Source organism: Enterococcus caccae ATCC BAA-1240, from assembly GCF_000407145.1.
GTDB lineage: Bacteria > Bacillota > Bacilli > Lactobacillales > Enterococcaceae > Enterococcus_L > Enterococcus_L caccae.
In genome coordinates this window covers 396,583-410,078 of record NZ_KE136472.1, presented here as the reverse complement: position 1 = coordinate 410,078, position 13,496 = coordinate 396,583, and the positions used below count along the sequence as shown (strand labels likewise).

Genomic DNA, 13,496 nt, shown 5'->3' with positions numbered 1-13,496 from the left:
TGTTCTGATAATTTTTCTCTCTAGCTGTTGGATAGGTGCTTTTTTGAATCAATTTATGCTACACTAAAGGCATTGAAATAGAAATGAGGTTACCCTATGATTTTACTCCAAGCAAATCAAATCGCCCGATATTTCGGTGCAGATACATTGTTTGATAACATACAAATGGAGATCAGCACAAAAAGTCGAATCGCTTTAGTCGGTCGTAATGGTGCTGGTAAATCTACTCTTTTAAAAATAATCGCTGGAATCGATGCCCCAGATGCTGGTACGATTGCTAAAAACAAAACAGCAAGTCTCGGGTATTTGGCACAAGATACTGGACTTGATTCGAATAAAACGGTATGGGATGAAATGTTACAAGCTTTTGTCGAGATTATCACAATGGAAAAACGAATGCGTGAACTCGAATTGATCATTAGTGAACTGCAACCTGATGCTTTAAATTATGAATCCGTTATGAAAGAATATGATCGATTACAACATGATTTTTCAGAAAAAAATGGTTATGGCTATGAAAATGAAATTCGTTCAGTCTTGCATGGATTTGGCTTTAAAGAGGACTTTTATTCAAAAAATATCAACACTTTATCGGGTGGTCAAAAAACACGTTTAGCTTTAGCACGAATGTTACTGCAAAAACCAGACATCTTAATCTTGGATGAACCGACCAACCACTTAGATATTGATACACTCTCTTGGTTAGAAAACTATTTACCTACTTATTCAGGCGCCCTCCTAATCGTTTCACATGACCGCTATTTCTTAGACAAAGTGGTGAATGAAGTTTATGAGATTAGCCGTCATAAAATGCGTTATTACAAAGGAAACTACTCAAAATATTTAGAATTAAAAGCGGAGCAATTAACTAGTGAATGGAAAGCTTATGAAAAGCAACAAACAGAAATCAATAAACTTGAAGATTTTGTAGCCCGTAATTTAGTAAGAGCCTCAACCACAAAACGTGCTCAAAGTCGCCGGAAAACTTTAGAAAAAATGGAACGCTTAGAACGACCTCAAGGAGATGAAAAATCAGCAAACTTTCTTTTTGGAATTGAAAAAGTTTCTGGAAATGTTGTCTTACAGATAGAAGATGCTGCAATTGGGTATGATGAGCGTATCTTATCAGAACCTGTTTCTGTGGATATTCGTCGTCAAGAGGCAATTGCGTTGGTTGGACCTAATGGAATTGGAAAATCGACCTTGCTAAAATCGATTATTGGAAAAATCCCCTTCATTAAAGGGAACGCAATTCTTGGAACCAATGTACAAATTGGTTATTACGATCAAGAACAAGCAAACTTGCATGGAACCAAAACAGTTTTAGCTGAGCTCTGGGATGAACATCCGACAACCCCTGAAAAAGACATCCGCAATATTTTAGGTAGCTTTTTATTTAGTGGAAATGATGTTGAAAAAACGATTCCTCTTCTAAGCGGTGGCGAAAAAGCTCGTGTAGCATTAGCTAAGCTATCAATGGATCGAGAAAACTTTTTAATTTTGGATGAACCGACCAACCATTTAGATATTGATAATAAAGAAGTCTTAGAAAATGCCCTGATTGATTACGAAGGTACGCTCTTATTTGTTTCACATGACCGATACTTTATTAATCGAATCGCAACTAAAGTCATCGAACTTTCTGAAACGGGTAGCAAGCTTTATTTAGGCGATTATGATTACTATTTGGAGAAGAAAAAGGAAGAAGAAGAATTGGCTGCCCTATTAGCTGAAAAATCTTCCGTGCAACAAATTGAAACTGAAAAACCTAAAAATGATTTTTACCAAAATAAAGAACAACAAAAAATAGTGCGTAATTTAAATCGTAAAATTATACAAATCGAAGAAAACTTAGCTACGTTGGACACATCAATTGCTGAAATCGAGCAAACAATGAGCGATACTGCCCTTGTTGATGACCATATGCAGCTCATGTCTTTAAACGAAGAATTAGAAACTAAGCGTACTACACAGGAACAACTATTGACAGAATGGGAAAATCTTAGTTTAGAGCTTGAGGAACTTGAAGAAAAATAATTGACGAAAGGTGGGCAATCATGACGTCAAAACGTATGAATGTGACACAACCTAAATATCAACAAATCGCTGTAGACGTGGCATCTAAAATTGCTGATCAAACTTTTTCAGTTGGTGATAAAATCCACGCACGGTCTACTTTGGCAAATAAATACAGTGTGTCTCCTGAAACTGCACGTAAGGCAATCAGTGTATTAGTTGATTTAGAAATTGTTCAAGCCAAACACGGCAGTGGTTTTTACGTGCATTCAATAGAAAAAGCGAAACTTTTCGTTGATCAATATCAAGATGTTCAATCAATTCATGAGTTGAAAGAAGATCTTATCGGCAGTGTCAAAAAACAAAAAGAGGAACTAAGTCATTTCTCAGAAATACTAGATAAATTGGTTGACCAGACCAAACGTTTTGATTCATTTAACCCGTTAAATCCAGTAACATTCACACTTACTGATGACGCATCACATCTTGAAATGACGATCAGCGAATTAAACTTGTGGCAAAGCACTTCAGCCACCTTAATTGCTATCAAACATGGTGATGAATTATTGGTATCTCCTGGTCCATATGCAAAACTAACTGCTGGAGATACGATTTATTTCGTTGGACATGAATCAACCTTGCAACGCGTTCAAAATTTTTTCTATCCGAATTGATAAACTAAAAAAACAAACAACTCAAAACCAACCTCCTAATTTTCGAGCTTACCTTTTGGAGGTTGGTTTATTGATAGACTATTTTGATCTTTTTACTAATCATGGTTTAAAATGCATTGTTTACCAAGACATAAAGCAAATGATCCTTCTTTTTACAGGCTTTAATCCTAAATTAGAAAAATAGTTTAATGGTTAAATATGTTCATTTTTTATCCATTTCATTTAAAATACTGTTTAGAGCATTATCTAAATGTGTATCTAAAAGAATGCCCACTTGTTTTTCATCTTTCCTTTTCATGTAATAATAAATTTTTGCATGATCCTCAATTGCTCCTTTACTTCTGTCTTTTGAATGCACAGAAAGTTCTCTGAAATAGCTTAAATAGTTTTGAATGTTCGCTATTGTATCTCTAAGGCGAAGTAAGTGACTTTTTTCATAAATGAACTCATTAAATTCAGTAAAAAGAGAGGTCAAATTGCCACCAACTTTATCCTGTTGCTGCATCAAATATACTATTAAATCTAATTCTTTAAAATCTGCTTCGCTCATTTTGTACATTGCAGTTATAGTGGCTAAACGATCCAAAGACTTTCTGATCGTAAAGATTTCATAAGCATCTCGAATCGTGATTCCTTTTACAATCATCCCACTATCTGGAACATACTCTAATAAATTTTCATCTCTAAGGCTTTGTAAGGCACCACGAAGCGGCGTTCTGCTAATATTAAATCGTGCAGAAATCATTGACTCATTAATCCGCGTTCCTACAGGGATTTCCCCACTTAGAATTGTCTTTCTTAGCGCCATATAAACAGTTGTTTTCAGTGATTTCGTACTACTAAAATTTAAATTTGGTTCAATAACTTCAGCGATATCAGTTTTATTTTTCATATTTCACCTCTATCAATTCTCTTTTAGACGTAGTTTATTTCTCAAAACCATTTGAAGAATTCCTCGATTTCTATAGTAATCTATCTCTGTTTGTGACTCAAATCGCGCACACACTTTAAATGTAATTTTTGCCCCATCCTGACTTGTAGCAAGAACATTGATTATTTCATTAGGTTGTACCGTATTATCAATTTCAAAATCGAAAATTTCGTTCCCTGTCAATCCTAGACTATTTGCATCTTCTCCATCCAAAAATTGTAACGGTAAAACACCCATCATTAGTAAATTAGATCGATGAATCCGCTCAAAACTTTTCGCTATGACTGTATTTACGCCTAATAGCCGAACTCCCTTAGCGGCCCAATCTCTCGAAGACCCCATGCCGTAGTCTTCACCTGCTAGAATAACCAGCCCTACATTATCTTCAATATACTTTTGGCTAGCATCAAATATAGAAAGAATCTTATCGGTAGGAAAATATGTTGTATACCCTCCTTCTTTACCATCTGCCAATTCGTTTCGCAAGCGAATATTGCTCAGCGTTCCTCTCACCATTACTTCATGATTACCACGACGACTTCCATACGAGTTGAAGGCTTGTGGTCGTACACCATGTTCGGTCAGGTACTTTCCGGCAGGTGAATTTAAAGGAATTGCCCCAACAGGTGATAGATGATCGGTTGTGATAGAATCACCCAATTTCGCCAATACGCGTTGCTCTTTTAATGGTTGGATTGGTTTAATGTGTAATTGTAATTGTTCAAAATACGGTGGATTGGCAATATAAGTGGAATTATCATCCCATTTATAAGTAGTTGAGTATTTCGTTTCAATCTCATTCCAGTGCTGATTTGAGTTAAATACGGATTCATACTCTTCTTTGTATAAATCTGTTTTTACATATTTGTTCATCAATTGTTCTACTTCCTCATTACTAGGCATGATATCTCCTAAATAGATAGGTGAATTATTTTCATCGTAACCCAATGGTTCAGTAGTCAAATCAATTTTGATATTTCCTGCTATTGCATAGGCAATGACAAGGTGCGGTGCAGCCAAATAGCCTGCTTTTACATCTGCATGGACACGTCCCTCAAAATTACGATTCCCGCTCAATACCGCTGATACCAACAAATTTTCATCTTGAATAACTTTACTGACTCCATCATTTAACGGACCAGAATTTCCCACACATGTCATACATCCGTACCCAGTAATATCAAACCCTAATTTTTCTAAATAATAGAGTAAATCCGCATTTTCAAAATAACGAGTCGCTACTTTTGAGCCTGGCGATAATGATGTTTTAACATACCTCTTGACTGATAACCCTTTTTCTACCGCTTTTTTTGCGAGAAGTCCTGCGCTCAACATAATAAAAGGATTACTTGTATTCGTACAGCTCGTGATTGCAGCAATTACAACAGCTCCTGTTTCAATAACCTCTTGTGTTCCATCTTCATAATGAATAATCGCCTGTTTTCGTTCTTCTTCTGGTTGTAGACCATAACCACTATTTCCGTTCGGTAACGTTAGAGAGTCAATAAATCCTTGCTTAACTTTAGACAAAGGAACTAAATCCTGTGGACGTTTCGGTCCTGCCAAACTCGGCTCAATCTCATCTAAATTCAACTCGATGACATCGCTATAATCCGCTTCTTTATTAGGATCATAGTATAATTGGTTTTCTTTCACATATGCTTCAATAATCATACGTTGCTTCTCACTTCTACCACTAAATTCTAAATAATTAAGCGTTTCTTGATCAATAGGGAAAAAGCCGCAAGTAGCACCGTATTCAGGCGCCATATTCGCTACGACAGAACGATCAGATATTGTTAAATTCTCTAAACCTTCCCCAAAATATTCAACAAATTTCCCTACTACATTTTTTTCTCTTAATAAATGTGTCAAGGTTAGGGCCAAGTCAGTCGCTGTAGCACCTCTTCTAAATTTTCCTTTTAATCGAATACCTACAACCTCTGGAGTAGACAAATAACAAGGCTGTCCTAACATTCCTGCTTCTGCTTCTATTCCACCTACACCCCAGCCTAAAACCCCAAGAGCATTGATCATTGTCGTATGCGAATCTGTACCAACCAACGTATCTGGAAATAAATATTTCTCTCCGTTTTTTGACTCTTTTTGTGTTACAACGTCAGCAAGATATTCTAAATTCACTTGATGGACAATACCAGTTGCAGGAGGTACGACTCTAAACGAGTCAAATGATTGTTCTGCCCATTTAAAAAAACTGTATCGTTCCATATTTCTCTTAAATTCTAATTCTTCATTTTTCTGAAAAGCTATTTTTGATCCAGCATAGTCAACTTGAACAGAATGGTCAATAACTAAGTCTACTGGAATCTCAGGATTTATACTATTCGGGTCAAAACCAAAATCTTTAACCGCTTTACGCAATGATGCTAAGTCTACAATAGCTGCCCCACCTGTCAAATCTTGTAAAATGACACGTCCTGGCTTAAAAGGAATTTCTATTTTTTTAGTATTTGGCAAATTCCAGTTTACCAGTTGTTGAACGACTTCATCACTTTCTTCTGTTTCTTGACGTAAAACGTTCTCAAGTAACACTCTGATAGAGTAAGGCAGACGAGAAATGTCTGCGTTGTTTTTTTCACCTAATGCCTTCAGACTAAAATAGTTATATTCTTTATTTTGAATTATTATTGTTCTTTTCATAGTTTAACCTCCAAAAATTGTTGTTTTAAAGTGAAAATACTTTATGATTAATACTAAAGAGCTTTATTGAAAGGGAGTAATCTTATGGAAATAAAAGATTTTGAGTATATTTGTGCTATTCTAGAATTTGAAAATTTGACTAAAGCTGCAGAATCATTATTTATTACTCAACCTTCCTTAAGCATGTACCTCAAAAATATGGAAGAACGTCTAGGCTTTCAAGTATTTCAAGTGATCGGTAAAAAATTTTCTTTAACTGTTTTAGGCGAAGAATACCTTGCAGCAGGATTAAACATTCTTGAAATAAAAGATAATTTTCAAAGTAAACTAGAAACTATGTTGGAACAACGCTATGGTAAAATACGATTGGCAATTCCCTTATTACGAAGTTCATATTTATTACCAGAAATTTTGCCTAAATTCGATACACTTTATCCCAATGTTAAAATAGAACTATGTGAAGATGCTTCTGTTGTTCTTGAGAAAAAAATCCAAGATGGACAGGCAGATATCATTATCATGAATAAGCCAGATCGTTTTTTAAATATGGATTATGAAATTGTTCGTAAAGAAAAAATATTATTAGCCGTACCAAGATCATTCCTTAAAGAGGATCTACTATCACAAAAACCACAACACAAATATCCATATTTTGATTTACGTTACTTTAAAGATCAACGATTTATTTTACACTTTCCAAATCAAAGAACTGGTCAAATGGCAGAAAAAATTTTTCGTTATTATCAAATCAAGCCTAAAAATGTATTCTATACAAAAAATATTGAAACAGCTCTCAATCTAACTGTTGCTGGTTATGGTGTATCCTTTGTTTATGAAAATCATGTAGAACACTTGAACCTGAAGGAACGTCCTTTTTTCTTTTCAATCAGTCAACCTGACGAACATTTATTTTCCACAGAAGTATTGATTGGATACCGTAAAAACCGAATACTTCCACCATATACTCGCGAATTTATCAATCTTTGTAAATCATTAATTTAAAAATGGCAGCGGAATGATTCCGCTTACAATTGCAATTAATAGTTGAATGAAATAGCTAGGTATTCCCCATTTTAAGTATTCTTTTTGATAGTCTCCAAAACTGACTTCAGTTCGATCAACTAAGACGTAAAGAAACGCAACTAGAGGACTGGCAAACCGCACAGCTTGACCTAGCAGTGAAGCAACCCCAATATTTACAGGTGTAGCACCAAAACTATATGCAATTGGAGCAATGACAGGTAAAATGCCGAAGTAAAATGCATCATTCGGTAAAAAGAATAGACCTGGTAGTGAAATTAGAGCTAGCAACAACGGAATATAGCCTCCCATACTTTCAGGTAATAAAGAAACAATATGCTCTGCAATGCCTTCACTCATTCCACTACCATTTAATACACCCATAATAACGCCTGCACCAAAAACTAAGCTGACCGGTCCTAGCGCTTCTGAACCATTTGCAGTTAATCGTTGCGCTTGAATAATTGGATTTTTATAGTTAACAATCAGTGCAATACTTGTTCCAACTAAGAATAAGATGCCTCCATTAACTGTATCCAATACCAACAACGCCATGATAACGATTGTCAAAATAAAATTGAATAATAATAATGTCGGTCGTTTTAAATTATCTGGATCATCATTTAATGATTTCATGATTGCCTTTAAATCTTCTTCAGTAACAATACTCTTTTCAGCAGAATAACCTAAGCGTGCGCGCTCTTTTTTCCCATAGCTATAAGCCATATACGCTGTAAGCAGTGTTGCACCAATCATTCCAGGAATCAAGGGTAAGAAAAATTCTTTTGGTCCTATATTCAATACTGGCATAGCTCTTGCCATCGGTCCACTCCATGGCACCAAGTTCATAATTGAATTGGGAATCGCAATCAGTACTGCTAAATATAGCTGTCGCATTTTCATTTTTTTGAATAACGATAAAACAGCTGCTGTTACGATCAATACTGTTGTCGTACCATCACCATCTAAAGAAACAATCGTTGATATGGCAGCTGTAGCAATGCAAAGACGAAGAGGATCTCCTTTTGCCCATTTGATCAAAACCTTGCTTAATGGATCAAAAAGGCCAACATCCAACATAATAGAGAAATACAGAATAGCAAATAATAATAATGTAATAGTAGGTGCTACACCAGATTTTACTTTATTACCAACAACTTGATAATATAAACCTTCATAGATCCAATCAAAAACGTTTAAAAATGATTGTCCTGTATAACTAGCTGCAATTAAACCAAAAGCAAGAGGTATAAGAATCAGCCCTGCAAAAGGGGAGATTTTTTTTGTAAGTAACAGTGCCATAAATACAATGATCATCAAATATCCCAATAAAGCCAACATACTTTTTTCATCTCCTTTTTTAATTTAAAAAAATACTGTACCAGTCAAAATTTTTCTCGCTGTTCTATAGGAAGAAATAGAGCGGATAGTTACTTCCTCTTCCTTATTTAATTCATAATTGATTGTTGTTTCAATCAAACCGTCACTATGACCAAAAACCAATTTTGTTTGGTTGCTTGACAGATTATTTTTTTTTAGCAGTAAATAGGGAATCGTACCAGGTATCACACAAGCTGCTGCTGTACAAAGTGCACCAGTTAAGGCAATCGTTTTATGTGCTTTTTGCATACTCATCATTCGAACAGCTAAATCATAGCTATCTGACCTGATACTTTCTCCACCGATTGTTGTATAATTTTCAGCTCTACTTACTAACGTAAGCTTAGGAACGCCTGGTGATCTTTGTGAACTTTGATCCGCTGTTTTGATAAATCCTAGTTTTTCTGCTGCTGCACCTCTGATTTTCTCTAACAATCTTAAGCGTTCTTCACTATTGTCGATTTCAGAAGCATGCTCACTCCCAGTCAGACCAACTTTATGCGCTTCTATAAATACTAAAGGATTTGCAGCATCAACAATTGATACATCTATCTCACCAAAATCTTCTACTGTTAGTGTGTCTACTACATTTCCTGTCGGCAATAATTTCCCTGTTATTGAACCAGCGGGCTCCATAAACTCTAATATAATTTTAAGTCCGCTTCCTGGTACTCCAGAAATTTTAAAATCTCCTTCATAAATTAATTGACCGTCAGGAGTAGGAATATGTTCATAGATTATTTTATTTGTGTTCTTGTTATAAACTTTAACTGTAGTTATAGGGTCAACCGCATCTACTAAACCGCTTTCAATTGAGAAAATACCAACTGCAGATGAAATATTTCCACAGTTTCCAGCATAAGAGACAATAGGCTTGTCAATAGCTACTTGTGCAAATGTATAATTCACATCCCAATCTTCATTTTCTTCATTTGAAATAATGGCAACTTTACTTGTAGTTGAAACTGCTCCTCCTAACCCATCAATCTGTCTTACGTCTGGACTCCCCATTATTCTTAGCAATACCTCATCTTGATTATAGCCGAGTCTATCCAAATCCTTCTTTAATAGGAATACACCTTTACTCGTACCTCCTCGATAAATACTACACTCTATTTTTTTCAATTCTATCCCTCCTATGTGGCTTATTATATGTTTGAAAAAAGCCAAAGTACAATCAATATTTTTGATAATAACTATCAGTGATAACTATTATCAATCAACATTGCCATATACTTCACTATCCCCAATAGATTGACATGTAAAACACATCGTGAAGTAAAGAAAAACTTCAATAAGTATAACGACTTAAAAAGGTTATCACCTTGATTTTTTTCTATATATATATCACTAATTTGACAAAGTGACTACACGATGTTAATCTAGAATGGTCACTTTTTTTACAGAAAAGAAAATGATTTTCTTTACATTATTTTGTAAAAAATAAAAAAAGTAAAAAAAGTATAGTTTACATTGGCTATCTTTGTAAGCTAACTCCTCAGAAAAAGATAAAATCCGATTGGGGAGAAAAGCGCTACTCTCTGATTTTTCTATTTTTCGATCGGAGTTGGACGAGCGGACGAGCCTACTATACTTTTAGTGTTATCTAGCTTCACGAGCTACTCTCTCGGGAAAAAGATAAAATCCGATTGTGGCGAAAAGCGCCACCCTCTGATTTTCCTATTTTCCTGTCGAGACTGAACGAGCTCGTTCAGCTTTTAAAATAAGGAGGAATTTTGTTTTGCCCAAAGTAAAAGTTTCGCATTTAACAAAAATATTCGGTAAAAAATCAAAACAAGCACTGGATATGATCAAGGAAAACAAAGATAAAACAGAAATCTTAAAAAAGACTGGTGCTACAGTCGGTGTTTATGATGTTAATTTCGAAGTTGAAGAAGGAGAAATATTCGTGATCATGGGTCTTTCTGGTAGTGGTAAATCAACATTGATTCGTCTGTTGAATCGTTTGATCGAACCTACTTCTGGTAATATTTTTATTGATGACCAAGACATCTCAAAATTGGATAAAGAAGGCCTTAGAGAAGTTCGTCGGAATAAGATGAGCATGGTCTTCCAAAATTTTGGTCTCTTCCCTCATCGCACAATCTTAGAAAACACAGAATATGGATTAGAAGTTCGTGGCGTTCCTAAAGAAGAACGTACTGCAAAAGCAGAACAAGCTTTAGAAAATTCAAGCTTACTAGCATTTAAAGATCAGTTTCCTAATCAGTTATCTGGTGGGATGCAACAACGTGTTGGGTTAGCCAGAGCCTTAGCAAATGATCCTGAGATTTTATTGATGGATGAAGCCTTTTCTGCTCTAGATCCATTAATTCGTCGGGAAATGCAAGATGAGTTAGTCGATTTACAAGAAAACGTGAAAAAGACGATCATCTTTATCACTCATGATTTAAATGAAGCTTTACGTATTGGTGATCGCATCGCTTTAATGAAAGATGGTCAAATCATGCAAATCGGTACTGGTGAAGAAATTTTAACAAATCCAGCCAATGATTATGTTCGTACCTTCGTTGAAGATGTAGATCGTTCAAAGGTTTTAACTGCTCAAAATATCATGGTTCCAGCACTAACAACAAATATCGAAATCGATGGCCCAACGGTTGCATTAACTCGTATGCGCCAAGAAGAAGTCAGTATGCTGTTAGCAGTTGATAAAAAACGTCAATTAAAAGGTGTAGTTCGAGCTGAGCGAGCTTTAGAAGCACGTAAAGCTGGTAAACCGTTAACTGATTACGTGGATACAGATATTACTTCTATCGACAAAGATATGCTTGTCAATGATATTTTCCCAATCATCTATGACTCACCTACTCCTGTCGCCGTAACGGACAACAATAAATTGCTTGGAGTTGTGATTCGAGGTAGTGTTCTTGAAGCATTAGCAGAAACAGAGGTGAATATCAATGAATAATTATCAATTACCAGTAGCAAATTGGGTCGAAACGATTACAGAATGGATGACGAATACTTTTTCTGGCGTTTTCAGTTTCTTCCAATCAACAGGACAAAGTTTAATGGACGGAATCACTGCTCTATTAATTGCGATTCCTCCCGTACTATTTATTCTTATTTTAACTGCCATTGCATTTTTTATTTCAAATAAAAAAATTGGTTTAAGTTTGTTTACACTGATCGGGTTACTTTTCATTTATAACCAAAATTTATGGACAGATTTGATGAGTACCGTGACTTTAGTTTTATTATCTAGTGTGGTTTCAATCGTTATAGGTGTACCACTTGGAATTTTAATGGCAAAAAGTAACAAAGCCCAAAGTATTATCACACCTATTTTAGATTTCATGCAGACGATGCCAGGTTTTGTTTATTTGATTCCTGCCGTTGCCTTTTTCGGAATCGGTATGGTTCCTGGGGTGTTTGCCTCAGTAATCTTTGCTTTACCACCAACCGTTCGTTTTACCAATCTTGGAATTCGTCAAGTTCCCAAAGAGCTTGTTGAAGCGTCAGATTCATTTGGTAGTACAGGTTGGCAAAAATTATTCAAACTTGAGTTACCTTTAGCTAAAAACACGATTATGGCGGGTGTCAATCAAACGACTATGCTAGCACTTTCTATGGTGGTTATCGCATCTATGATCGGAGCTCCTGGTCTTGGCCGTGGCGTTCTTTCTGCCTTACAGCGTGCCCAAGTCGGAAACGGTTTTGTTAATGGTGTTGCTTTAGTGATTCTAGCGATCATCATCGATCGTTTTACTCAGAACTTAAACAAGAAAAAAACAGCTCCAGCAAAATCTAAACTATCTAAAAATCAAAAAATTGGCGGGATCGTGATTGCTGCTGTGGCAATTATCGCGTTGATTGGTGGCTCTACTCTTTTCTCTTCTGCTAAAAACGAAGAGAAAAACATTTCGCTTTCTTATGTAGAATGGGATACAGAAGTTGCCTCAACTCATGTGGTCGGCGAAGTTTTAAAAGATGTTGGCTACAATGTCTCACTAACGCCATTAGATAATGCTATTATGTGGGAATCGATCTCAAAAGGCGAAACCGATGCAATGGTTGCCGCATGGCTTCCTGGAACGCACGGTGAGCAGTACAAACAATACAAAGACAAAGTAGATGATTTAGGTGAAAACCTAAAAGGTGCCAAACTTGGCATCGTTGTTCCACAATATATGGATGTCAATTCAATTGAAGAGTTGAAAGATCAAGCGGGTAAAAAAATCACTGGGATCGAACCTGGTGCAGGTGTTGTAGCTTCAGCTGAGAAAACACAAAAAGCTTATCACAACTTATCAGATTGGTCAGTTGAAACCTCTTCTTCTGGTGCTATGACTGTCGCACTTGGACAAGCTATCAAAAACAAAGAAGAGATCGTGATCACTGGTTGGTCTCCTCATTGGATGTTTGCGAAATATGATCTTAAATATTTAGAAGATCCAAAAGGCACGATGGGTAAAGAAGAAACTATTCATACAATGGCTAGAAAAGGCTTAGAAAAAGAAAATCCTGAAGCCTACAAAATCTTGAAAAATTTCCATTGGACAAAAGAAGACATGGAATCTGTTATGTTAGAAATCAACAATGGAACTGACCCAACACAAGCGGCTAGAAATTGGATTGATAATCATTCAAAAGAAGTTGCTGAGTGGAAAAAATAATCAAAAAGAGGTTGGGACAGAAGTGTTTAATCCCGAGAAAGCTAGGGCTCCATAAAACACTATTTAATAGAAGAACTTGAGAAACTCTACGGCTAAATTTACAGGACTTGTTTAAAAAGCAAGTCCTGTTTTTCTTTTTATTAAATGTAAACTTGATATAATAAGACTAACCGA

9 protein-coding genes are annotated in these 13,496 nt (G+C 35.7%); 5 read left to right on the top strand and 4 right to left on the bottom strand.

What is annotated here, in order from left to right; genetic code table 11:
• The first annotated feature begins 96 nt into the window (after positions 1-96).
• Positions 97-2,037, top strand: a complete 1,941-nt coding sequence (locus tag I580_RS01805) for an ABC-F family ATP-binding cassette domain-containing protein (protein WP_010773021.1) — start codon at positions 97-99, stop codon at positions 2,035-2,037.
• Between the two features lie 20 nt (positions 2,038-2,057).
• On the top strand, positions 2,058-2,690 hold the full coding sequence (locus I580_RS01800; protein WP_010773022.1) for a GntR family transcriptional regulator: 633 nt from the start codon (positions 2,058-2,060) through the stop codon (positions 2,688-2,690).
• A gap of 202 nt (positions 2,691-2,892) precedes the next feature.
• On the opposite strand, the gene I580_RS01795 is transcribed toward I580_RS01800, so the two are convergent.
• Positions 2,893-3,582 (bottom strand): GntR family transcriptional regulator, encoded by a 690-nt coding sequence (locus I580_RS01795; protein WP_010773023.1) that lies wholly within the window; start codon positions 3,580-3,582, stop codon positions 2,893-2,895.
• 12 nt (positions 3,583-3,594) lie between these two features.
• Positions 3,595-6,282, bottom strand: coding sequence for an aconitate hydratase AcnA (gene acnA / locus I580_RS01790; protein ID WP_010773024.1), 2,688 nt, complete (start codon positions 6,280-6,282; stop codon positions 3,595-3,597).
• Positions 6,283-6,366: 84 nt separating this feature from the next.
• Here acnA and I580_RS01785 point away from each other — a divergent pair, with 84 nt between their 5' ends.
• Complete coding sequence (locus I580_RS01785) at positions 6,367-7,284, top strand: LysR family transcriptional regulator (protein WP_010773025.1); 918 nt, start codon at positions 6,367-6,369, stop codon at positions 7,282-7,284.
• Here the strand turns inward: I580_RS01785 and I580_RS01780 are convergent.
• The gene (locus I580_RS01780; protein WP_010773026.1) at positions 7,276-8,643 is read right to left on the bottom strand and encodes a CitMHS family transporter; all 1,368 of its coding nucleotides are present in this window, start codon (positions 8,641-8,643) and stop codon (positions 7,276-7,278) included. The two genes, I580_RS01785 and I580_RS01780, sit on opposite strands and share 9 nt — an antisense overlap.
• A 24-nt stretch (positions 8,644-8,667) precedes the next feature.
• Positions 8,668-9,807, bottom strand: a complete 1,140-nt coding sequence (locus I580_RS01775; protein WP_010773027.1) for a 2-methylaconitate cis-trans isomerase PrpF family protein — start codon at positions 9,805-9,807, stop codon at positions 8,668-8,670.
• A 616-nt stretch (positions 9,808-10,423) separates the two neighbouring features.
• On the opposite strand from I580_RS01775, the gene I580_RS01770 reads away from it, so the two are divergent.
• Positions 10,424-11,614, top strand: coding sequence for a quaternary amine ABC transporter ATP-binding protein (locus I580_RS01770; RefSeq protein WP_010773028.1), 1,191 nt, complete (start codon positions 10,424-10,426; stop codon positions 11,612-11,614).
• Positions 11,607-13,322, top strand: coding sequence for an ABC transporter permease/substrate binding protein (locus I580_RS01765; RefSeq protein ID WP_010773029.1), 1,716 nt, complete (start codon positions 11,607-11,609; stop codon positions 13,320-13,322). The genes I580_RS01770 and I580_RS01765 overlap by 8 nt, the downstream gene beginning before the upstream one ends.
• The last annotated feature ends 174 nt before the right edge of the window (positions 13,323-13,496 follow it).

Coding starts and splice junctions, on each gene's coding strand:
- I580_RS01805 (WP_010773021.1), top strand. CDS start 97: ATGATTTTACTCCAAGCAAATCAAATCGCCCGATATTTCGGTGCAGAT.
- I580_RS01800 (WP_010773022.1), top strand. CDS start 2,058: ATGACGTCAAAACGTATGAATGTGACACAACCTAAATATCAACAAATC.
- I580_RS01795 (WP_010773023.1), bottom strand. CDS start 3,582: ATGAAAAATAAAACTGATATCGCTGAAGTTATTGAACCAAATTTAAAT.
- acnA (WP_010773024.1), bottom strand. CDS start 6,282: ATGAAAAGAACAATAATAATTCAAAATAAAGAATATAACTATTTTAGT.
- I580_RS01785 (WP_010773025.1), top strand. CDS start 6,367: ATGGAAATAAAAGATTTTGAGTATATTTGTGCTATTCTAGAATTTGAA.
- I580_RS01780 (WP_010773026.1), bottom strand. CDS start 8,643: ATGTTGGCTTTATTGGGATATTTGATGATCATTGTATTTATGGCACTG.
- I580_RS01765 (WP_010773029.1), top strand. CDS start 11,607: ATGAATAATTATCAATTACCAGTAGCAAATTGGGTCGAAACGATTACA.